This window comes from Bacteroidota bacterium (assembly GCA_016715945.1).
Classification (GTDB): domain Bacteria; phylum Bacteroidota; class Bacteroidia; order Bacteroidales; family F082; genus JALNZU01.
In genome coordinates this window covers 1462081-1483045 of the sequence record JADJXJ010000001.1, presented here as the reverse complement: position 1 = coordinate 1483045, position 20965 = coordinate 1462081, and the positions used below count along the sequence as shown (strand labels likewise).

15 protein-coding genes and 1 pseudogene are annotated in these 20965 nt (G+C 52.9%); 6 read left to right on the top strand and 10 right to left on the bottom strand.

All coding sequences use genetic code 11. The features are described 5' to 3' along the window. Positions 1-246: 246 nt before the first annotated feature. Positions 247-906 carry an SAM-dependent DNA methyltransferase gene (locus tag IPM52_05595; GenBank protein MBK9291081.1) on the top strand — a complete coding sequence of 220 codons (660 nt, stop codon included), beginning with the start codon at positions 247-249 and terminating at the stop codon, positions 904-906. Next, positions 899-1926: pseudogene (locus tag IPM52_05590) on the top strand (DUF1016 family protein). Before IPM52_05595 ends, IPM52_05590 begins: the two are co-directional and overlap by 8 nt. 259 nt (positions 1927-2185) lie before the next feature. Here IPM52_05590 and gap read toward each other — a convergent pair. Continuing rightward, a complete protein-coding gene (gene gap, locus IPM52_05585; protein ID MBK9291080.1) occupies positions 2186-3193 on the bottom strand; it encodes a type I glyceraldehyde-3-phosphate dehydrogenase in 1008 nt (335 codons plus the stop codon). Between the two features lie 117 nt (positions 3194-3310). On the opposite strand from gap, the gene IPM52_05580 reads away from it, so the two are divergent. The 4 genes from IPM52_05580 (at position 3311) to IPM52_05565 (ending at position 12092) form a co-directional block, all read left to right on the top strand. Then, a complete protein-coding gene (locus IPM52_05580) occupies positions 3311-7429 on the top strand; it encodes a hypothetical protein (GenBank protein MBK9291079.1) in 4119 nt (1372 codons plus the stop codon). A gap of 75 nt (positions 7430-7504) precedes the next feature. Then, entirely contained in the window at positions 7505-9292 is a 1788-nt protein-coding gene (lepA, locus tag IPM52_05575) for an elongation factor 4 (protein ID MBK9291078.1), read from the top strand. 25 nt (positions 9293-9317) lie between these two features. Then, positions 9318-11453, top strand: a complete 2136-nt coding sequence (locus IPM52_05570; GenBank protein MBK9291077.1) for an InlB B-repeat-containing protein — start codon at positions 9318-9320, stop codon at positions 11451-11453. Positions 11454-11516: 63 nt separating this feature from the next. Beyond that, positions 11517-12092 (top strand): 1-acyl-sn-glycerol-3-phosphate acyltransferase, encoded by a 576-nt coding sequence (locus IPM52_05565; GenBank protein MBK9291076.1) that lies wholly within the window; start codon positions 11517-11519, stop codon positions 12090-12092. Here IPM52_05565 and IPM52_05560 read toward each other — a convergent pair whose 3' ends face one another. The 9 genes from IPM52_05560 to IPM52_05520 form a co-directional block, all read right to left on the bottom strand. Beyond that, positions 12093-12548, bottom strand: coding sequence for a CoA-binding protein (locus tag IPM52_05560; GenBank protein ID MBK9291075.1), 456 nt, complete (start codon positions 12546-12548; stop codon positions 12093-12095). Between the two features lie 21 nt (positions 12549-12569). After that, positions 12570-13856 (bottom strand): bifunctional folylpolyglutamate synthase/dihydrofolate synthase, encoded by a 1287-nt coding sequence (locus IPM52_05555; protein ID MBK9291074.1) that lies wholly within the window; start codon positions 13854-13856, stop codon positions 12570-12572. 3 nt (positions 13857-13859) lie between these two features. Next, on the bottom strand, positions 13860-14717 hold the full coding sequence (locus tag IPM52_05550; protein ID MBK9291073.1) for a TonB family protein: 858 nt from the start codon (positions 14715-14717) through the stop codon (positions 13860-13862). Beyond that, the gene (locus tag IPM52_05545; GenBank protein ID MBK9291072.1) at positions 14714-15127 is read right to left on the bottom strand and encodes a biopolymer transporter ExbD; all 414 of its coding nucleotides are present in this window, start codon (positions 15125-15127) and stop codon (positions 14714-14716) included. Before IPM52_05545 ends, IPM52_05550 begins: the two co-directional genes overlap by 4 nt. A gap of 12 nt (positions 15128-15139) precedes the next feature. Beyond that, positions 15140-15835, bottom strand: coding sequence for a MotA/TolQ/ExbB proton channel family protein (locus IPM52_05540; GenBank protein MBK9291071.1), 696 nt, complete (start codon positions 15833-15835; stop codon positions 15140-15142). 81 nt (positions 15836-15916) lie between these two features. Then, complete coding sequence (locus tag IPM52_05535; protein ID MBK9291070.1) at positions 15917-16981, bottom strand: anhydro-N-acetylmuramic acid kinase; 1065 nt, start codon at positions 16979-16981, stop codon at positions 15917-15919. After that, a complete protein-coding gene (locus IPM52_05530) occupies positions 16981-18270 on the bottom strand; it encodes a UDP-N-acetylmuramoyl-tripeptide--D-alanyl-D-alanine ligase (protein ID MBK9291069.1) in 1290 nt (429 codons plus the stop codon). Before IPM52_05530 ends, IPM52_05535 begins: the two co-directional genes overlap by 1 nt. Before the next feature lie 66 nt (positions 18271-18336). Then, entirely contained in the window at positions 18337-19809 is a 1473-nt protein-coding gene (locus tag IPM52_05525; protein MBK9291068.1) for an SUMF1/EgtB/PvdO family nonheme iron enzyme, read from the bottom strand. A 51-nt stretch (positions 19810-19860) separates the two neighbouring features. After that, complete coding sequence (locus IPM52_05520) at positions 19861-20844, bottom strand: PorP/SprF family type IX secretion system membrane protein (protein MBK9291067.1); 984 nt, start codon at positions 20842-20844, stop codon at positions 19861-19863. Between the last annotated feature and the right edge of the window lie 121 nt (positions 20845-20965).

The following is a 20965-nucleotide window of genomic DNA, read 5'->3' as shown; positions in this document are numbered from 1 at the left end:
CATCAACCAGCCCGCAGTAAAGTGTCCGTTTCCAGCCCAATCGCCCCACTGACAGGGGAAGAGAAGTGAGCCGGCAGACAGTCCTGCCAAGGTCTGTTGTTCGATTGCCCATTGCAATTGCTGACGAAACCGATCAGGTTCCGGAGTGCTGCACATATTCCTTGATGCACATTGCTGGTCCGTTGGGATCAAGCAGCCTAAAAGCCTAAATTTACAGGCTGAGAAACCGAGATGCAAGTTTAGGAGATGGCCGGAAAAACTAAATCAGACAAACAAATCAAATCCAAACAACGGGTTGCTGATTTTGGGGAAGTTTACACCCCGGAGTGGTTGGTAAACGATATGCTCGACCTGGTGAAACACGAAACAGAGCGCATCGACTCGCGTTTCCTCGAGCCTGCCTGCGGCAATGGCAACTTTCTGGCCGAAGTACTGCGCCGAAAACTCAATGTAGTTGACCAGCGTTACCGCAAAAGTCAGATCGATTGGGAACGCTATGCCGTAATTGCCGTTTCAAGTATTTATGGTGTCGATATTCTGGATGACAACGCAGCGGAATGCAGAACGCGGCTGTATAACATCTTCGATGAACGATACACAACCCTGTTCAAAGACAAATGCCAGGACGCGTGCCGGAGAAGCATCAGGTTTATTCTGAGCAGAAACATACTTTGGGGTGATGCGCTCGATTTCACCAACCCCATAACCAAAGAGCCCATTGTTTTTTCCGAATGGAGCGCCGTAAACGGCTCAATGATCAAACGCAGGGATTATATGTTCAGGTTTTTGGTGGAAAAAACACATCAGTTTACTTTATTTAACGACGAAGGTAACCCGGCAGCCATTGATGAGCCGGTAAGGGATTTTCCGCTGGTGCATTTTTTAAAAATCGGCGAAGATGAGTGAGATAATATCCTACAAAGGACTGATTACACAAATTGGTGAGTTGCTGGCCAGAGGTCGTGAACAAGCCGGTAGGGCGGTGAATGCCATTTTGGTGCAAACCTATTGGCAAATAGGAAGACACTTCTGGAATTTGAACAGGGGGGCAAAGAAAAAGCCGAATATGGTGCTGAGTTGTTAGACAAACTCTCGAAAGATCTAACCAGGGCGTATGGAAAAGGATTTAGCCGATCCAACCTGTTTCTGATAAGAAAGTTTTATCTCACCTTTCAAAAAATCCAGACACTGTCAGGACAATTGGAAATAAGCGAGACACTGCATCACCGATTGAGCTGGAGCCACTATTCGGAAATTCTTAAAGCTGATAACGAATTGGAAATCAGCTTTTACATCAAGCAATGCGAAAAAGAAAACTGGAGCGTACGAGAACTCCGGCGCCAGATGAAAAGTATGCTCTTTCATCGCTTAGCCAATAGCAAGGACAAGAAAGGTGTGTTGGAGTTAGCCCAAAAAGGAGCTGATATACAGACGGCCAACGACATTATCAAAGACCCCTATGTGTTCGAATTTTTAGGTATCCCTCAAAAAGATCAATACCTTGAGGGTGAATTGGAAGAAAAGCTCATTCAGAATTTAGAGCATTTTTTGCTGGAGCTGGGGAAAGGTTTTGCATTTGTAGCCCGACAGTACAAGATTAGCCTGGCCAACCGGCATTTTTATGTGGATTTGGTTTTTTATCACCGCATCCTGAAGTGCTTTGTTCTCATTGATTTAAAGAGAGGAGAAATAGAGCACAACGACATCGGGCAGATGAATATGTATCTGAATTATTTTTCCAAAGAAGAAAATGTGGAGGACGACAACCATCCCATTGGTATCGTGTTAGGCGCTTACAAAGACCATATTTTGGTAGAATACGCCACCCAGAATATTGCCAATCAGCTTTTTGTAAGTAAATACCAACTATATCTGCCCGATAAAAAGCAATTGCAGTCAGAACTGGAAAAACTCCTGGAAGCATGATTCAGACAAATTACAACCCCGACGTACTCACCTGTCTTGCCAATTTGAGCAATGACGAGGTTTTTACACCGCCAAACCTGGTGAACGATATGTTGGATCTGCTTCCTGATTAAATTTTGCGCTGCGTTGAGCATAACTGTACCAGCCTTTGATTCCGGGTTTTAACTGGCTCGAGAACAGCTTACCAGGTTCTTATCGCAAAACAAAAAAGGCCTGCATTGCAGGCCTTTTGTATGGGAATACTATTTTGACTCTGAGCTTAGAGGCGGAACCTTTCTACCAGGTCAACCACGCGGCAGGAGTAGCCCCATTCGTTGTCGTACCATGCCAGCACCTTGACCATCTTGCCGTTCACCATGGTCGATTTGGCGTCGAAGATAGAGGAGTGGGGGTTGTGGATGATGTCCACCGAAACGATTTCGTCTTCGGTGTATTCGAGTATGCCTTTCATGGGGCCTTCGGCAGCTTCTTTCATGGCGGCGTTGATCTGGGCCTTGGTGGCTTCGGTTTTGAGGGTTACTACCAGGTCGACCAGCGAGCCGGTGGGGGTAGGCACGCGTACGGCCAGGCCGTCGAGTTTGCCATTAAGTTCGGGGATCACCAGTCCGATGGCTTTGGCGGCTCCGGTGGAGGTGGGGATCTGGCTCAGGGCAGCCGAGCGGGCGCGGCGCAGGTCTTCGTGCGGAGCGTCGAGGATCACCTGGTCGTTGGTGTAGCTGTGAATGGTGGTCATCATGCCACTTTCGATGCCGAAACGGTCGTTGAGCACCTTGGCAACGGGTGCAAGGCAGTTGGTGGTGCAGCTGGCATTCGAGATGCACTGGTCGCTGTCGCGCAGGTCGTTGTCGTTCACGCCCAGCACGATGGTGTTGTCGATCTGGTCTTTCGACGGAACGCAGAGGATCACTTTCTTGGCGCCGTTTTTCAGGTGATCGCCATAGCCGCCCTTGCTGCTTTCCTTCGAGCGGAAGATACCGGTGGATTCGATCACCACGTCGGGTGTCTGTGCCCATTTGATGTTGATGGGGCTGCGCTCGGCAGTTACCGGATAGCGCTTGCCGTTGACGATGATGGACGTTTCGTCGTACTCAACTTTGCCGTTGAAGCGGCCCTGGGTGGAGTCGTACTTCAGAAGGTGGGCCAGCACCTTGGTACTGGTGAGGTCGTTGATACCCACAACTTCGATGTTTTCGCGCTCGAGCGCAATCTTGAACACGTTTCTGCCGATGCGGCCAAAACCGTTGATCGCAATTTTTGTCTTTGCCATAATGCTATTGTTTTAACAGAACTTTAATCGCAAATCTTGAACATCCGTTTCGGATGCCTTAATTTAGCTCAAAATTAGTCATTTTCTGCCCATTCACCCACCTTAGCACCTGCCCGAATGACACAGCCATTTGTTTCCACAGCCCTCGAGGCAAATCTCGCAGAAACCAGATACAGAGATATTTACATTCCTGAAGCCTTTCAGGCATTCATCAATTTGTCCGAGGGTTATTTTGGGATAAAAAAACGCGCACACGATTGCATTGTTGAGTTTCATCACCCCCTCTCGAACCGCAAATTTGTGATCGAGGAATTGCGCGAGATCCTCATCACCGATTTCTGGTTCTACACCCGCGATACCATTCCGGCCGATGCCCTGCAGATTCCGCTGGGTATGCTCAATACCATGCTGGGCGAGAAGCTCAACGACGAACTCAAGACATTGATCATCAAAACGCTGCTTGAGTTTGTCTGGCACCTGATGCAGAAAAAGCCAGGTGCATCTGGTCTGGCGGTGTTTGCCTTGCAGGTGCTCAGTGGCAATTTTAGTCAGGATGCGTTTGCCTACATCCTTTCCACCCGCAACTTCCAGCGTTACCTCGATGGTGCAGCGGCGCATCCTGCCACGCAGCAGCTTGTGCTCAAGATTAGTCGCAATGTGCTGGCTGCCTGCTACGATTTCTGGATGAACAGTTCGTCGGTTGAGCAGCTGCTCGACCAAAAAGCCGATGTGTTTGGCCCCGATGCGCCATTGCTGGCTGCACAGGTTGGCAAGGCATATTTTCAGCAGTTGCAGGCACAGCTCGACGCGGCCACCTCCTGGGATGAGCTTAAAAACATGCCAGCCTTCGACGATCTGGCCAGCCGTTTTGCCGAAGCTGCCGATCTGCTGCACACCTTCATCCGCAAGTTTCAGTATGTTTTTTATCTGCTTCACCTGCCGGGCATGAAAACCCTGGGTGAGCGCCTGGTATGGAACCTCGACCGCTTAATCCGCCAGACTATGGACGAGCTGGGCGAAAATGAGGTGCTGCCTTTTATCGACCTCATCTTCGAACTGGCCGAAGAACTGCGCCACGAGCAGACCTCGGCTGTGCTTGATTTTCAACTCACGCTTGGCCTCAAGGTGATCGATATGGACCAGAGTCCGCAAAAAGAACTGGTCAACCATTTCGAAAAGAAGCTGATTGCCTTTGGTTTCATTACCCCGGGTATGGTTTATGTGGACGAGGACTGGCAGCTTTCGGTTAACCCCAACCATATCAAGAACATCCGGGTGTGGCTGCAACTCATCGAGTCGTCGCAATCGGTGATGGAGAAGTTGCTTTCTGCTTTGATTGTAAACCTGAGTCTGGGTGGTATTTTTATCAGCGACACCGACCTGTTTCAGCGCGAAATCACCAAGATACTCAACAGCAATATTGCACCGTATTACAAAAAGGTGAAGCAGCTCACCCGCATTTTCCCGGTCTATTTCAACGAGATAGGCGCCGAGGGCGAGATACGGAAGGTGACTACCACCATGGATGAGGTTTCGGGGCGGCAGGACAAGCTGATCCATTTTCTGCGCAAGCAGGTGCACACCGAAAGTAACAACACGCTCATCGACCTTACCCTGCGCATTTTCAGGTTCTGGCACGATGGCAATCTTGATGCCCTCCGGCCGTTTTTGCCCAACAATGTGTACGACAGCATCGACCTGCAGAGCGAATGGTTTGCGCCGGTGCACCGCATGGTCAATCAGCTGTGCGACATGGCAGGCACCGATCCCGAAGGCCTGTTGCTGATGCCACTGCGCGAATTCGACCTGCTGCTGAGCAAATTGCCCGACGATAACAGGCGCGACAAAGAACGCCTGCACGACATCCACAGCCTGTATGCCCATCTGCGGCAGAAATATTCGTTCGAGGCAGTGGACATCATCCAGCTGCTGCAGGCGTATCCGTTTATCCCCAAAGAAGACATAGAAAAGTTCGACAAAGCCCTGCGCAGCAACGATTACCGCAAATCGCTCCGCATGATTTACGGCTTCATGAACCGGCTGAAGAAAATCATCTTCAACCCGGCTGAGAGCGAGAGCTGGGAACATATCTACCACAAACGCCACATCGCCATCGGCATACCTTCGATGTACGGGGTGTATCGCGAAGACAAATTTGAGGCATTGGGCCTCACATTCCGGCTCGAGAAGGTGGCCACAAGGCTTATGGAGAAAGTTGTCGAAAGCATCAACCTCGATTACATCTCGGCCACTACCCTCGAGGAAATCAATGTGATTCTGGAGTATTTCCGCGATGGCCTCGAGCTCGACGGCATCACCAACCAGAGCTTCAACTCCAACCTGCAGATGCTGCGCTACAGCCTCACCTCCAGGAGTTTCTCCTTCGACCAGTACATCAATATTTTCCAGTTTCTGACCCAGGATGTGCGCCGCATCATCATCAAATACTTCCTCAAGTCGTACGAGTATCCGCTGCGCATCATCATTCCGCAGCTTTTCGATCCGGAGGGCAAGCTGAGCGACAAGGAACTGGCGCAGCTCATCAGCCGCAAGTCGGAGGAGTTTCACCGCAATGTGATTGCCGAGGCCTTTCTGGTGCAGCCGCTCGACAATTTTGTGTCGCGTATTATGCAGTCGCTCCGCAGCATGGCCGACAGGCTCGATGCCCGCCTGATTGCCGACATCATGACCTACAACTCGGAGATGGTGATCAGTCCGCTTGACGAGCCTACGCCCAAGATGGACAACCAGGTGTTTCTTGGAAGCAAGGCTTTTCATCTTAAGAAACTGCTGATCAGGAAGTTTCCGGTGCCTCACGGATTTGTAATCACCTCAGAAGTGTTCCGTCGCAACAGTACCATCAATGCCTTGCCGGCACTCAGGAAGGAGTTTCACGAGCTCATTCTGAAACATCTCAGGCGGCTTGAGCGGCTCACGGGTTGCCGCTATGGCGATGCGGAGCAGCCATTGTTGTTGTCGGTGCGTTCGGGTACGGCCATTTCTATGCCGGGTGCCATGGATACCCTGCTCAATGTGGGGCTCAACGACGAACTGGTGACCCGCATTGCAGCCAATCCGCGTTATTCGTGGGCCATATGGGATGCTTACAGGCGATTGCTGCAAAGCTGGGGCATGGCGCATGGCATAGAGCGCGACACCTTCGATGCGGTGATGATTGCTTTCAAGCGGCGCGACAAGGTGAAACAAAAGGTGCAGTTCAGCGCAGATCAGATGGCGCAGATAGCCCGGGCCTACCGCAAAGTGCTTGACGATCACAATGTAAGGTTTGAAGATGATCTCATCAATCAGCTGCTTCGTACCATCAACATGGTATTTGAGTCGTGGTCGTCAGAGCGGGCCTTTGTTTACCGGCGACATCTGCAGATCTCCGACAATTGGGGTACGGCTGTCATTGTACAGAAAATGGTGATGGGCAACCTGGACGACGATTCGGGCACGGGCGTGCTGTTTACCCAAAGTCCGAAACGTGGCCGGCCAGGGGTGCACCTGTTTGGCGATTTCACTTTGCGCAGTCAGGGCGAGGATATTGTGGCCGGATTGGTCAAGCCCCTGCCGGTGAGCGAAACCCAGCGCATTCAGGCCGGATTGCCCGGGCCTTCGTTGCAATCGCTGTTTCCGGCCATCTACAAAAAGCTTTACGACATAGCCACCGACCTCACAGAGAACCACGGCTACAGTCCGCAGGAAATAGAGTTTACCTTCGAGAGCAGCCGCCCCGAAGACCTGTATATCCTGCAGACCCGCGATCAGGATCTGAATATCAGCCAGGAAATCCCGGTGTTTACTGCTCCGCCCGACGAGATGAAATTACTGGGTCGGGGTATGGGCATTGGCGGAGGCGCCATGAACGGACTTGCGGCTTTCGACGAGGCCGATATGGAACAGCTGCGCAGCCGCCATCCCGATAGCGCCATCATCCTCATCCGCCCTGATACCGTGCCCGACGACATCGGGATGGTGTTTGCATGCGATGGACTGATCACAGCCAGGGGCGGTGCCACCTCGCATGCCGCCGTAACGGCCGTCAGGCTTGGCAAGACCTGCGTGGTCAACTGCATCGACCTCAAAGTGGATGAAGCCAGAAAACAATGCAGTTTCAACGGGCTTGTCGTCAGCAGTGGCGACAAGATTGCCATCGATGGCAACCTGGGCAATATTTATGCCGGCCATTATCCCTTGGAAAAGGCTTTGGATCAGTCGGATATCCGATACTGAACCCCGCCCTGAGCGCCTTCCTATTTTTGACCCGCCATGAGCAAGATGCCTCATTTGTTGTAACTTTGCGGCATGATGAAGCATATACGCAACTTCTGTATTATTGCCCATATTGACCACGGCAAAAGCACCCTGGCCGACCGCCTGCTCGACCTGACCAACACCCTCGAACAGCGCGAACAAAAAGAACAGGTGCTCGACAGCATGGACCTGGAAAGGGAACGCGGCATCACCATCAAGAGCCACGCCATCCAGATGGAATATGAGTTTGAAGGCGAACGCTATATCCTCAACCTGATCGACACCCCCGGCCACGTGGATTTTTCCTACGAGGTATCGCGAAGCATAGCCGCCTGCGAAGGGGCATTGCTGGTGGTGGATGCCACCCAGGGTATTCAGGCCCAGACCATTTCGAACCTTTACCTCGCGCTGAACAACGACCTCGAAATCATCCCCGTGATGAACAAAATCGACATGGACAGCGCCATGCCCGATGAGGTAGAAGACCAGATTGTTGACCTGATCGGATGCGAGCGTACCGACATTCTGAGGGTAAGCGCCAAAACTGGTTTTGGTGTGGACGAGGTGCTGAAAGCAATCGTAAAACGCATCCCCCCTCCGAAAGGCGATCCCGATGCACCCCTCCAGGCACTTATCTTCGACTCCGTATTCAACTCATTCAGAGGCATTATCGCCTACTTCCGCATCATAAACGGCACGCTCCGCAAAGGCGACCACGTGAAGTTTATCGCCACCGGTAAGGAATACGATGCCGACGAAATCGGGGTGCTCAAACTCAGGCAGGTGCCCAGGCAAACCCTTTCGGCCGGCGATGTGGGCTACATCATCTCGGGAATCAAATCGTCGCGCGAGGTGAAAGTGGGCGATACCATCACCCATGTGGACCGGCCCAGTCCAACGGCCATAGCCGGTTTTGAACATGTAAAGCCCATGGTTTTTGCGGGTATCTATCCTGTTGACCCGGATGACTACGAAGAGCTGCGTGCCTCCATCGAAAAGCTGCAGCTCAACGATGCTTCGCTGGTTTTCGAACCTGAGTCGTCGGCTGCCTTAGGCTTCGGATTCCGTTGCGGCTTCCTCGGCCTGCTGCATATGGAAATCATCCAGGAGCGCCTCGATCGCGAATTCGATATGGACGTGATCACCACCGTGCCCAATGTGCAGTACAAGGCCTATACCACCTCGGGCGAAATGATCGAAGTGCACAACCCCAGCGGATTGCCCGACCCAACCAAACTCGACTACATTGAAGAACCATATATCATTGCCCAAATTATCTCCAAATCGGAGTACATTGGCTCGATCATGACCTTGTGCATCGACAAGCGTGGCGTGTTGAAAAACCAGGTGTACCTCACTTCCGACCGGGTGGAGGTGACCTTCGAGATGCCGCTTAGCGAGATAGTTTTCGATTTTTACGACAAACTCAAGTCCATTTCCAGGGGCTATGCCTCTTTCGATTACCACATTGCCGGCTACAAGCAGGCCAACCTGGTCAAACTCGATGTGCTGCTCAACGGCGAGTCGGTGGACGCCCTCTCAACGCTCATTCATCGCGATCATGCCTACAATTTCGGCAGGCGCATGTGCGAAAAGCTGAAAGAGCTCATCCCGCGTCAGCAGTTCGATATTGCCATTCAGGCTGCCATAGGTTCCAAGATCATCGCCCGCGAAACAGTGAAAGCGCTGCGTAAGGACGTAACTGCCAAATGCTATGGTGGCGATATCTCGCGCAAGCGCAAGCTGCTCGAAAAGCAAAAAAAAGGAAAGAAGCGTATGCGTCAGGTGGGCAATGTCGAAGTGCCTCAAAGTGCATTCCTTGCTGTCCTTAAGCTGGATTAACTCATTGTTTACAAGATCTTTACCAATGTATGTGCGCAAATTGCTCAGTCTGCTGTTGCTGCTGTTGCTGATTCAAATTCATTCGAAAACAAGTGCACAGCTTCTTGTTCAACCTGAGCACTTTCTGAGGGCTCAGCAGGCAGGTGTGCAGCCTGATGGCCAAAATAGTTTCATACAGGTTCCCATCCGTATGGGAGGCCCGGGTCTGGGTGCTGTGACAGGTTTTCATCTTTTTCTGAGTTACGATAACCAGAAACTTCAGTTTGCCGGCATCAGTCCTGGCGCTGTGAGCAATGTGGCCGCCATCCCCGTAAACGGTATGCTGAGTTTGCAGTATTCCAATGTGCAGGCGCCCATCAATTGCACCGAGCCGGTGGTGATGTTTTACCTCAATTTTACGCGTCTGGCTGTGGGCGATGTGCCGCTCACGTTCATGCACGGCAGCCAGGTAGCCGGTTTGAACAGCCTGCTTCCGGTGAACTACCAGAACGGGATGGTATTGCAAACCTGGCAGCTCGACCTGCTTTCCTCCCCTCCGCAAGCCGGAGTACTCAGCGGGGCAGGGGCCTACCTGCCGGGACAATCGGCCAGCCTTTCGGCCATTGCCAATCCGGGCTATTATTTCATCAACTGGACGCGCGATGCGCAGGTGGTTTCCACCCTGCCTGAATTCGATTACCCTATGCCAGCCGAAAATGTTACCCTTACGGCTAATTTTGGGTTAAATTCGTATGTGCTTCAGCTTCAGTCGAATCCGACTGCGGGCGGGAGTGTGAGCGGGGCCGGGACCTACACTTTCGGTCAAACAGTGCAGGTGCAGGCCGTGCCAAACACCGGCTGGGCGTTTACCGGCTGGATGCTCGATGGCCAGCTGGTTTCGACCGATCCCAACTACACTTTCACCATGCCCGCTTCCAACCTTTTGCTTTGGGCCAACTTTGAGCAGATTGCCTATCCCCTGCAAATCGCAGTCCATCCCGAAGGCAGCGGAACAGTCAGCGGGGCAGGAAATTATTTCTACAATACCCAGGTTACGGTGCAGGCAGAGCCGCTGACAGGCTGGGAATTTACCGGCTGGACGGCCAACGGTCAGACTGTTTCGACCAGCCAAACCTACACTTTCAACATGCCTGCCTCGCCATTGCAGCTGCAGGCCAATTTTCAACAGATACTTTATCCGCTTCAGATCGTCGTGAATCCCTCAGGTGCCGGACAGGCAAGCGGAGCAGGCAATTATGCCTACAATACTCAGGTTACCGTGGAAGCCGTTCCAAATCCGGAGTATAACTTCATGAGCTGGAACCAGGGAAGCACCATCCTGTCAACCGATCCGGTTTACACGTTTTCCATGCCGGCTTCCGCATTGGCGCTCACAGCGAGGTTTTCGCTCAAGACGTTTGTTATCGAAGTGGCTGCATCCAGTCCGGAGCACGGTACTGTGGGTGGAGGCGGGGTGTACACCTACGGCCAGACGGTTACAGTTACCGCTCAGGCCAACAGCGGCTATCAGTTTGTGGCATGGACCGAGCAGGGACAAACCGTTTCGCAGGAGGCCACCTACAGTTTTGTGGCCCTGGCCAACCGTTCGCTTACAGCTGTTTTCCAGCAGGTTATGGTTTGTCCGGAACCGCTTTCGCTTTCCATCCTGGCCCTTGGGGAACAGTTTGCTCATCTTTCGTGGGTTTCGCCTGCCTCTGTTCAGGCCTGGGACCTGGCCTGGGGACTTCCCGGTTTTAATCCCAATACCGAAGGCACGCTCATCCAGGGACTGAACCAGCCATCGTACCTGCTTGAGGGCCTGAATCCTCAAACCACGTATGAGGTGTACGTCAGGGCATGGTGCGAGAACGTTTATGTGAGCAATTGGTCAGCTCCGCTGCAGTTCATGACCTGGTATGTGGGCCTGGGCGACAATACATTGTCTGTGCTCAGGGTGTTTCCCAATCCTGCAAGCGACAAACTGCAACTCATGTCGCCCGAGATTTCGGGCCAGGCCACAGTCAGCGTTTTCAGCGCTGATGGCAGGTTGATGTTCAGCAGGCAACTTACGTCCGACAATCCGGTGCTCTATCTGAAAGGACTTTCCCCGGGCATTTACCATCTGCAATTGCAAACGGGCAACAAAGTAAGCATTGCCCGTTTTACTGTTGTAAGTAATTGATTTGTAGAGCTTTGTAAAAGCTGGGCTGTAAAAACCTATTTTAGCCCACCAAATCTGAAGCCCATGAAATACATTTCCGGGTTTATCCTTTGGCTGATCAGGTGGAAAGTCACCGGCTCGGTGCCTCCGCACATCAAAAAGTGCGTCATCATCGCTGCTCCGCATACCAGCAACTGGGATTTTGTGATTGGCAGGCTTGCCTACTGGAAGCTGGGTGTGCCTGTGCGGTTTCTGATCAAGCGGGAGGCTTTCGATCACCCTCTGGGTGGGCTGGTAAAAGCATTGGGGGGCATCCCTGTCGATCGCAAAAAAAGCAACAATCTGGTAGAACAGGTTGCCGAGATGTTCGATCATTACGATGTGCTCAACGTGATCATCACACCCGAGGGCACACGAAGGCTGGTAACAGAATGGAAACGTGGCTTTTATTACATCGCCCTGCGGGCCAATGTGCCCATCGTCATTGGGTTCATCGATTACAAGCGCAGGGTTGGCGGCTTCGGACCGGTGATTTACCCAACCGGCGATTTTGATGTGGACTTCAAAATCATTCAGGACTTCTATAAAGACAAGACTGCCCGTCACCCCGAAAAGTTCAACCTCAGCCCGATGTATCAGACGGGCGTACAGGAGGCTTGATTATCTGGCCTTTACACCAAAAAGCTTCGCCAGGCGGGCATGAAAACGATGGATGCCCTTGGGGTTGGAATACATAAACAGGCAGCGACCAAATATGACATTTGCCTCACTTTGGGCCGCTATCCCGACGCTTTCGGGGGAATCAGAAAACTGCTGGATCCAGATCTGCCTGATGCCGGCTGCCAGTGCTTCCGACAGGTAGGTGGCGGTTGCTTCTTTGGGAGTGACGATGATCATGGAATCCGTATCCGGAGGCAGCTCACTGACCGATCTGAAACACTTCAGGCCGAGAATCTCTTCTGCATCGGGGTGGATGGGCCGAAGGTGGTAGCCTTGCGCCAGGAGCATTTCGGCGAGCTGGTATCCGAACTTCTTTGGGTCGCGAGATATGCCAACAATTGCAGTGTTGCGGTATCGCTGAAACTCTTTGATCTGGGCAAGGTTTGCTTTTTTCATGATTATTATTTGTTAGATGGTTCAGACCACTTCGGCCACTACAAACGTGCTGCCGCCCACGAACACCATGTCGCCCGGCCGGGCATTGTTCAGGGCAGCGTGGTAGGCATCTCTTACAGAGTCGAATACCTTGCCGCGGAGGTTGTACACCTCGGCCTGCCTGGCCAGGGTTTCGGCCGCAAGACCACGGGGAATATCCGGCCGGCAGAAATAATATTCGGCATGACGGGGCAACAACTGCAGGATGGCGTCGTGCGATTTGTCGCTGACCATGCCCAGTACAAAGTGCAACTGCTGAAACTGCATCTGTCTGAGCTGCATCACCACTTCTTTTATTCCGTCGGCATTGTGGCCGGTATCGGCAATGGCCAGCGGGTTGCGGCTGATGATTTGCCAGCGGCCCCGCAGTCCGGTGTTGCGCACCACAGCTTCCAGGCCATCCTTGAAATGTTTCTTTTCAAGGTCGAAATGGTTGCCCAGCAGATCGAGGGCGGTGCAGGCGGTGATCAGATTTTTTTGCTGATAATGGCCCAGCAACGGAAACTCCAGCTGTTCCACAAAAGGGGTGCTGTCTTTCCACAGGTCGAAAGTTTGCACCTGGTGGTTTCCGGTTTCTATCCTCACGGCATCGAACACTTTCTCGGCCCAGGTGAGGGGCGCACCCACTTCAGCGGCATGCTGTTCAAAGACCCTGAAAGTTTCCCGATGCCATTCGCCGATTACCACCGGCACATCTGCTTTCATGATGCCGGCTTTTTCCTTTGCGATGAGGGGCAGGGTGTCGCCCAGAAACTGCATGTGGTCATAGCCCACATTGGTAATCACGCTCACCAGCGGACGGATCAGATTGGTGGAGTCGAGCCGGCCACCCATGCCGGTTTCTATGACGGCAATATCCACCAGTTGACTGGCAAAATACTCGAAGGCAAGACCGGTGGTCATCTCGAAAAACGAGAGGCCCATTTCTTCAAAAGCCTGCCTTTGGGTGGTAATAAAATCGGTAACATATTCTTTATCAATGATCTCTCCGTTTATTCGGATGCGTTCGCGGTAGTCGGTAAGATGGGGCGAGGTGAAGAGTCCGGTTTTGTAACCTGCTTCCTGCAGCACCGAGGCAATCATGTGCGAAGTGGAGCCTTTTCCGTTGGTTCCGGCGATATGGATGCTTTTGAAACGGTGCTGGGGATTGCCGAGATGGTTGAGGAGTCTGATGGTATTGGAGAGGTCGGCCTTATAGGCTGCGGCGCCGATGCGGTGAAACATGGGCAGCTTGTCGTACATCCAGGCCAGGGTGTCGTTGTAGTTCATGAATCAATTGCCTATGATAAAAGTATAGGTGATCGTGCCTCTTTGGAGGTCGGGGGCATTGGGGTCGGGGGTAAAGCTCGAGTTGAGTGCTGCCCTGACGGATTGATTGCGTAGGTTGCTGTCCACGATGGTGGTGCCGCGCAGGCTCACCTCGGCGCGAACCACTTTTCCGTTTTTGTCCACCCAGATATCCACCACCACATTGCCTTGTTCCCTGAAGTTGCTGCCGGGTTTGTCGAGAAAACGTGCGCCGCGTCCACCGAGGCTGAATGCCGGGCCGCCTCCCTGACCGCCTTGGCCGTCGTAGCGTGTCACTTCGCGCAGGCCATCGGGGCGTCCCTGATCGCCTGTTTGACCGGTGATGCCTTCCGATCCGCTTGTTGTTCCTGTGCCGCTGCCTCTGAACAAAGCCCGCTCGTTGACGCGGGGCTGAGGCTCAGCGGGTGGCGTTTGGGCCGGAGGTGTCTCGGGCTGTGGCCGGGGTGCCGGCTCGGTGCGCACCGGGCGAAGGTCGCGACTGGCAGGTCGTTCGGTGCGCCTTTCGGGCAGGGCAGGGGCTTCTTCGGTGTTTTGGGTGACAAATTCTTCCCTTGCAGGTTGTGCGGCCGTTGGCGTTGCAGCTGCCTGGCTTGCAGCCGATTCCTGTACCGGCTGAATCCGTCCCATACCCTGGTCAGCATAACCAAGATTGACCTCTACGCCTTGTTCGGCCGGCAAAGGTAAGGGGGTACGCAGTGCCAGAAACAGCAGGGCAAGCAACAGCAGGGCATGCAGCACGATGGCTGCTACCGCAGCAATCAGCCTGTCTTTTTTTTCGCGGCTGCTCAGCTCCTCATTTCCATAACTGCCGTAGAGATTCATCTGCGGGGTTTTGTAGCCAGTATCACTTTATGGTTGGTTTTCTGAAGGTTATTTACCTCATTCACAGCGTCGATCACATCTACCACATACTGCACCGGCACGGTGTGATCGCTGCGCAAAACCACTGTGCCTTCGGCGTCGCCCTCAAGCATGGGGGCAAGCAGCTGGCTGAGCATTTTCGGATCAACCTGGGTGTCGTCGATAAAAAAGTCGTAAGCCTCGTTGATGTAAACGGTCACCGTTTGTTTGGCCATGGTTTTGCTGTTGCTCGATGGCAACAGCAGCTTGATGGCATTGGGCGCAACAAGGGTAGAGGTGAGCATGAAAAAGATAAGCAACAGGAACACCAGGTCCGACATGGATGCCATGCTGAACGCGACCATGCGTTTGTTTCTTGTTTGAATTGCCATATGCCCGGATTATTAGCGTGCAGGTTCGTGCAGCACATCCATAAACTCGGTGGCGCGGGCCTCGAGCAGGTAAACCACCTTTTCGATCCTCGAAACCAGCACATTGTAAAAGATGAAAGCCAGAATACCGACGATGAGCCCGCCCACCGTGGTGATCATGGCCTGATAGATGCCGGTGCTCAGCAGGGCAATATCGATGTTGTTGCCTGCCATCGACATGTCGTAGAATGCGCGGATCATCCCGATAACCGTACCCAGGAATCCGAGCATGGGGGCTGCGCCGGCAATGGTAGCCAGGGCGGCCACACCTTTTTCGAGTTTGCTTACTTCAAGTTTCCCCACGTTCTCTATGGCCGCGTTGATGTCGTTGAGCGGTTTGCCCAGGCGGGAGAGTCCTTTTTCGATCATGCGCGAGATGGGCGAATCGGTATTGCGGCACAGGGCTATGGCCGAATCGAGCCGGCCGGCGTGGATATATTCCCTGATATTGTTCATGAAGTTTTTGTCGTGCTTCGAAGCCCTGGTGATGGCCAGATAACGCTCCACAAACACATAAACCGCTGCCACCGAAAACACCGCCAGCACCAGCATGATCCAGCCACCTTTCATGGCAAGCTCGATAACCGAGAGTGAAATCTCGGCTGGTTGTGCAGTTTCGCCCAGACTGTTGGGCACCGGTTGAATTTGCAATAGGGTCTGAAGCAACATATTGGGTTTATTTTTCTGTTTTTTGACTAATTCAGCCTTGATAACGCAAAAGCGTGCAAAGATAGTCTGAGCCGGCCAATTTTATTGTGTTTCGAAGATGTCGCCGCTGCTCAGGTTCGATTTTCCGCCTGTCACACTCGACCAGACGTTGGTTTTGTTCAACAACCTCCTCAGGCCCAGGAAGCCGAAGATGATGGCCTCTTTGAACGAGATGAGGTGGTCGTCCGGAATCACCACTTCCAGCGGGCTGTAGTGCTGAAGGCGTTCCATCAGGTGGGTGTTGAAAGCGCCGCCTCCGGTAACGAGCATACGTCCCTGGTCAAAGCGTCCGGCAGCTTTTCCTGCCTGGCAGGCAATGTGCTCGCAAAAAGTGTACAAAAGGTCTTCGGTGCTGGCCTGACGATCCATCAAAGGCAGGATGTTTTCCATTACCCATTCGCGTCCGAGCGATTTGGGATAAGGCAGGTAATAATATTCGAGCTTGTTGAGCTTTTCGAAGAGATCCGGAATCAGGCTGCCTTTCATGGCCAGGCGGCCGCCCTCGTCAAAAGCTTGTCCGGCACGCTCCGAAAGCATGTTGAGCACCTGGTTTGCCGGACACACATCATAGGCAATGCGCAGGTGGTCCACGCTATAGGAGATGTTGGCGATTCCGCCGATGTTCAGGCACGCTTCGTATTCGCCAAACAGCAGCTGGTCGCCCACCGGAACCAGCGGAGCGCCTTGTCCGCCATTGATCACATCGGCTTCACGGAAATTGCACACCGTGGTCAGGCCTGTCAGGTTGGCCAGGGTCTGCCCGTCGCCAATCTGCAGGGTAAGGCCTTTGCCCGGCTGATGAAACACGGTATGTCCGTGCGAGGCCAGCACCCGGGGCAAGATGCCCGTGTCGGCCACAAAAGCATTCACCTGTCGGGCCATCCACACCGCATAGTTTTTGCTCAGGCTTTTCAAAGCCTTCATATCCAGTGTCATAGCATCAGTCAGCAGGTGGTGCCATTCAGCATCATAGGGCTGATACCTCACATCCACAATCTCGTAATGCCACTGTTGGTCTTCCTTGAAAAAGCGGCAAAGCGCCATGTCGAGGCCATCGGCCGAAGTTCCCGACATGAGTCCAAGTGCATAATAGTCGTGCTTAATCATCAGAGGTAAGGTAATATTTTTTCGAGCATGATACCCCTGGAGGCTTTGATCAGTACGTCGTGGCCATGCAAGGGGTTCGTGCTGAGGTGTTTGATCAGTTGGTCCACGTGCTCAAAATGCAGCCAGTCGTCGCCTCCGTACACCTTTCCGAATTCCTTACCCACCAGGATGACCGAGTCTGCGTCGAGATCGGTGAGCAGGCGGAGGATATTGGCGTGCTCTTCTTCGCTGTATATGCCCATCTCGAGCATGTCGCCCAGGATGTAGGTGGCGCGCCTGCCGCGAATCTGTTCAAAATTGCGTATGGCAGCCTCCATGCTGCTGGGGTTGGCATTGTAGGCATCCAGGATCACCCGGTTGCGCCCGGTGTCAACCAGTTGTGAGCGGTTGTTTCGTGGTTCATAACTTGCAATGGCATCGTTGATGTCTTGCTTTTCGATGCCGAATCTGCAGCCCGCAGCAATGGCTGCCAGCACATTTTCTGTGTTGTAATCGCCTATCAGTCTGGTTTTTACAACCGATTGCATGGGGCCATACTCCCAGGCGATATGGATAAAGGGGTCGGCCGAGATCAATTCGCCGTAGAGGTCGTTATCCACCGAGGACCCATAGGTGAACCTTCGGATGCGTGTCGAGAGCCTGTCGAGCAGTTCGTTGTCGCGATTCACAAAGAGCATACCGCCTTTGTCGCTGATGTAGCTGTAAAGTTCGCTGTTGGCATTGATAGCTCCGGTATAACCCCCGAAGCCTTCGAGGTGGTCTTTGCCGATGTTGGTCACCAGTCCGTAATCGGGTTCGGCGATGAGGCAGAGTTTGCGGTTTTCACCCTGGTGGTTGGCACCCATTTCGATCACAGCCAATTCGGTGCTTTCTTTCAGTCGAAGAAGTGTGAGCGGCAGTCCGATGTGGTTGTTCAGGTTACCTGGAGTGATGAGGGTTTCATATTTTTTCGACAGCACCCTGCCCATCAGTTCTTTGGTAGTTGTTTTGCCATTGCTGCCTGTGATACCGATCACTGTTGCCTTGCAATTGCGGCGGTGCAGGTTGGCCAGTTGCTGAAGCGTTGTGAGCACATCCGGCGTTTTGATGATGCGCGGATCATCCGAAAGGCTGGCATCATCGGCCACGGCATAACTTGCGCCCAGTTCGAGCGCTTTAAGCACGAGTTTGTTGGCATCGAAGTTTGGGCCTTTGAGCGCGAAAAAAATGTCGCCATTCTGCAGGCTGCGGGTGTCGGTGCTCACGCTGCCCTGCTTCAGAAATATGTCGTAAAGCGCCTTGATTTCCATATTCAAATAAAGTAAAAAACCCCATCGCATCGGCTGGACGGGGTTTATTTTTAGTTTTACTGAAGCTTATCTTTTTCTTGCAATCGAGCTTCCGACTTTGTTCATGGCGCAGCGGAAGCCGATGTAGTTGGTAGCCTCGTCTTCGTTGAGGAAACGGCGAGTACCGGGGCTGAGGAAGTAGGCCCTGTCGGCCCACGAGCCACCTTTGTAAACCCTGGATTTGTCGGAGATGAGGGTAGAGTTGCCGTAGTCGTACATCTTGGCGGTGGAGTTGGGGTCTTCCTGCAGGTTGGTCCAGTCGCTCTGGATGGTGGAGGCATAATCGCCATCGCGGTGGTTCACCGCATAGCCGCGGCGGTAGTTTTTCCGGTTGGCGGCTTCTTCGGGAGTAATTTCGACATATTGCAGCCTGCCCAGGGAGTCTTTCAGGGCAATGGAACCATCTGCTTCACGTTTTTTGTTTACGAAGATGTTGCCACGGAAGGGGCTGTAATCCGCAACATCCTCATGCGAGAGCGGACGATACACGTCGAGCACCCATTCGGCCACATTTCCGGCCATATTATACAGGCCAAAGTCGTTGGGCCAGTAGGAGCCAACCGGTGCAGGCAGTGCAGCGCCGTCGTTCAGGCTGCCGGCAATACCCATGTAGTCGCCCTGGCCCCGTTTGAAGTTGGCCACAAAACTGCCCATGTATTTTTTATGGTCGGTTCTGAGCCCGTTTCCATTCCACGGATAAACGCGACGTTCCACAATGCGCTCGTTCACAGTATTGCCGATAAGCGCCAAAGCAGCATACTCCCACTCGGCTTCGGTGGGCAGGCGATATTTGGGCAACAGGATGCCATCTTCAAAACGTACATTACGCACTCCTGTGCCGCTTGGATCGAGGTCGCGTTTGCCATCTCTCACACGGCCTTCGTATTGGCCGGCAAGATAAGCTTCGGTGTTGAAGTTGTTCTCATTTTTTTGATCGGGATCGAAATCCAGGATGCCTGCCTTAATCAGCTGAAGCTCGTTCACACGGTCGGTACGCCAGTTGGCGTATTCATTGGCCTGTACCCAGGATACCCCCACCACCGGGTAATCGTGGTATGAAGGATGCCTGAAATACAGCTCAACGAGGGGTTCGTTGTATGCCAGCCTGTCGCGCCACACCAGGGTGTCGGGCAGGGCACGCTGCACTACCTGGGGATAATCTTGACCGTAAACACGTTCCAGCCAGTAAATGTATTCCAGATAATCGAGGTTGCTCACTTCGGTCTGGTCCATGAAAAAAGAAGGAACCGTGACCCTGCGCGGCACGTTGTTCCATTCGTAAAGCAGATCCTGCTGGGTGCTGCCCATCAGAAAAGTTCCGCCTTCGATGGGCACCAGACCCGGGCCGATTTTCTGTTCTTTTTCCTTGGCTACCTCAAAGCCTCCGAATTTCGGGTCGTTGTAGTTCCAGCCTGTGGAGCGCGAAACCTGTTTCTTGCTGCATGCTCCTGACAATGCAATTGCAGCGGCTGCTGCAAAAAGAATCAAATTGTTTTTCATCCTTATACGAGTTCGCTGTTGGCGAGATGTTTCTTGTTTGGCGTTTAATAACTAAAATACAGGTGCTTTTATTGCGCGTACTTTTCTTTTTGTTTCGCGTTCGATGCAGAGTTCCCAGTTGAGTGAAACTTCGTGAGCACCACCGGCATTGAGCCCGACACCCGAAATGGTGATGTCGTAACTGTAACCAACTGTCAATCCGTTGCCTCTCATTCCCACCATCACCTGAAGGGCATCTGCCGTAGCAATGGTGTGCCTGAACCAGCTTCCGGCCACCAGTTGATGCTTGCTCACATACAAACCGGCATTGATTTGCCTGAAGTTTCCCTGTTGCAAAAATAGTATATTGGGTTGAAACACCAGCGATTCGTCGTCAGACTTCAGATAGCGGTTGCTGTTCGGGCTTTTCCGCCACCCAATGTGGGCAGCCCAGCGCATGGGCAACTGCCGGTGGTCCTCGCCAAACATTCCCGGGTAGGGCCTGTTGATGTGGTCGGCCGACAGACCAATCAGCAGCCTGTCGTCGAACGAAAACAACAAGCCTGCGCCAAAGTCAGGGGTCAGCCTGCTGGTTTGGGCCGGGGGCTGCTCGCCTGTTGTGCCGTCGATATTGATCAATTGGTCTGGAAACTGAATGGCGTTCCAGTCGAGTGCATCCTGAAGCATACCCAGCTTGATTCCTGCTGCCAGACTGCTCGATGAACCAATCTGTACCTGACTGGCCAAATAACCACCAGCCGATGTGCGGCTATACAACCCGTTGCCTTGCTGGTCCTGCATGACCTGAAACCCAAAACCGCTCTGGATTTCAGGCAGATGCTGGTCGTACGACAACTTGTACGTGACAAATGCTTTGCCAATACCTGGCCACTGATTGCGGTATTGCAGGCCAATGCGTCCGCACTCCGTCTGTCCTGTCAGGGCTGGATTGAGGTAAAGCGGCGCCGCAAAAAACTGACTGAAACCAACATCCTGTCCTGACGCAGATTGTGCCCAAAAAAGCAAAAAACACATAGTAGCCAGTGGCGTGCGCATCGCTGTTTTTACTTCAGACGGAAATCCGGAAAAGCGATTAAAAAAATCTTGGATCGGTCTGAAAATGAGACCCTTCGGTAGCGAGCTAACTCGCAAAGTAAGTGTAAAAGCTTTTGTGGTG

Excerpts from the sequence above, each read along its gene's own strand:
- IPM52_05540 (MBK9291071.1), bottom strand. The coding sequence starts at position 15,835 with ATGTTGCTTCAGACCCTATTGCAAATTCAACCGGTGCCCAACAGTCTG.
- IPM52_05560 (MBK9291075.1), bottom strand. The coding sequence starts at position 12,548 with ATGAAAAAAGCAAACCTTGCCCAGATCAAAGAGTTTCAGCGATACCGC.
- IPM52_05530 (MBK9291069.1), bottom strand. The coding sequence starts at position 18,270 with ATGGAAATCAAGGCGCTTTACGACATATTTCTGAAGCAGGGCAGCGTG.
- IPM52_05535 (MBK9291070.1), bottom strand. The coding sequence starts at position 16,981 with ATGATTAAGCACGACTATTATGCACTTGGACTCATGTCGGGAACTTCG.
- IPM52_05565 (MBK9291076.1), top strand. The coding sequence starts at position 11,517 with ATGAAATACATTTCCGGGTTTATCCTTTGGCTGATCAGGTGGAAAGTC.
- IPM52_05595 (MBK9291081.1), top strand. The coding sequence starts at position 247 with ATGGCCGGAAAAACTAAATCAGACAAACAAATCAAATCCAAACAACGG.
- IPM52_05525 (MBK9291068.1), bottom strand. The coding sequence starts at position 19,809 with ATGAAAAACAATTTGATTCTTTTTGCAGCAGCCGCTGCAATTGCATTG.
- lepA (MBK9291078.1), top strand. The coding sequence starts at position 7,505 with ATGAAGCATATACGCAACTTCTGTATTATTGCCCATATTGACCACGGC.
- IPM52_05545 (MBK9291072.1), bottom strand. The coding sequence starts at position 15,127 with ATGGCAATTCAAACAAGAAACAAACGCATGGTCGCGTTCAGCATGGCA.
- IPM52_05555 (MBK9291074.1), bottom strand. The coding sequence starts at position 13,856 with ATGAACTACAACGACACCCTGGCCTGGATGTACGACAAGCTGCCCATG.
- IPM52_05550 (MBK9291073.1), bottom strand. The coding sequence starts at position 14,717 with ATGAATCTCTACGGCAGTTATGGAAATGAGGAGCTGAGCAGCCGCGAA.
- gap (MBK9291080.1), bottom strand. The coding sequence starts at position 3,193 with ATGGCAAAGACAAAAATTGCGATCAACGGTTTTGGCCGCATCGGCAGA.
- IPM52_05520 (MBK9291067.1), bottom strand. The coding sequence starts at position 20,844 with ATGCGCACGCCACTGGCTACTATGTGTTTTTTGCTTTTTTGGGCACAA.
- IPM52_05580 (MBK9291079.1), top strand. The coding sequence starts at position 3,311 with ATGACACAGCCATTTGTTTCCACAGCCCTCGAGGCAAATCTCGCAGAA.
- IPM52_05570 (MBK9291077.1), top strand. The coding sequence starts at position 9,318 with ATGTATGTGCGCAAATTGCTCAGTCTGCTGTTGCTGCTGTTGCTGATT.